The 1,279-nt window shown below is 65.4% G+C and carries 1 protein-coding gene; it reads right to left on the reverse strand.

Annotated elements, in window-relative coordinates; all coding sequences use genetic code 11:
- On the reverse strand, positions 1-1,207 hold a 1,207-nt coding region (locus ACWEF2_RS31630), incomplete at its 3' end, for an IS630 family transposase (protein ID WP_453819914.1).
- Positions 1,208-1,279 lie beyond the last annotated feature (72 nt).

Raw genomic sequence — 1,279 nt, forward strand, 5'->3', positions numbered from 1 at the left:
GGGGGTTGTCGTTCCACTGAGTGATCCAGTCCCGGATGTCCTTCTCCAGAGACTGGACGCTCTTATGAACCCCGCGCCGGATGAGTTGCCCGGTCAGGAAGCCGAACCACCGCTCGACCTGGTTGATCCACGAGGAGCCGGTCGGGGTGAAGTGCATGTGGAAGCGGGGATGGCGCGATAGCCATGCCTTGATCGCCGGCGTCTTGTGAGTGCCGTAGTTGTCGCAGATCAGATGGACATCCAACCCGGCGGGCACCGTCTTGTCGATCGTGACCAGAAACTTCTTGAACTCACTGGCCCGGTGCTGGCGATGCAGCTCACCGATCACCGTGCCGTCGGCGACGTTGAACGCCGCGAACAGGCTGGTGATGCCGTTACGCACGTAGTCATGGGTGCGCCGCTCGGGCATGCCCGGCATCATCGGCAACACCGGCTGCGAGCGGTCCAGTGCCTGGATCTGGGACTTCTCATCCACGCACAACACCACCGCCCGATCGGGCGGATTGTGATACAGGCCGACCACATCGACGACCTTCTCCACGAACAACGGATCGGTCGAGAGTTTGAAGGTGCCGGCCTGATGAGGCTTGAGCCCGAAGTCCCGCCAAATCCGCCCGATCGTGGACTTGGACAACCCGCTGCGGGCAGCCATCGAAGCGCGCGACCAGTGGGTGGCGTTCTTCGGTGTCTCCTCCAGCGTGGCCACCACGATCTGCTCGACCTGCTGCAAGTCGATCGACGGTGGCCGGCCCGGCCGCGGCTCATCGATCAGCCCGTCCAGGCGCAGCCGGATAAACCGGGTACGCCACTTGGAGACCGTGTCCGGGTGGATCCGCAACCGCTCGGCGATCTGCTGGTTGTCCTTGCCGTCCGCACACGCCAGCACGACCTTCGAGCGCATCGCCAGGACTTGCGACGACTTCGTCCGCCGGGCCCATCTGTGCAGCGTCGCACGCTCAGCGCCGGTCAGCGTCAGCTCAGCCTTCGGCCGTCCCGTCCGAGGCCTGCCGGCCAAGGCGTCCGTTCCTCCTCGGGCAAAGGCGGTGCGCCAGCGGCGCACCGTCGCCATGCTCATGCCCAGTTCTCGCGCCACCTGCGCGTTGCCGGCCCCGGGCTCGGCGCAGGCCAGCACAATCTTTGCGCGGCCGGCCAGTTCCGGCGCCTCCACCGCCAGGCAACACAGCCACGCGCGCTCAGCATCGGTCAACTCGATCGGTACCGCAGACGGACCCGGATGCCCCATGCACATCAGGATAAGCACTTAACCGACGAATTTCAG

It is taken from the genome of Streptosporangium sp. NPDC004631 (genome assembly GCF_053601935.1).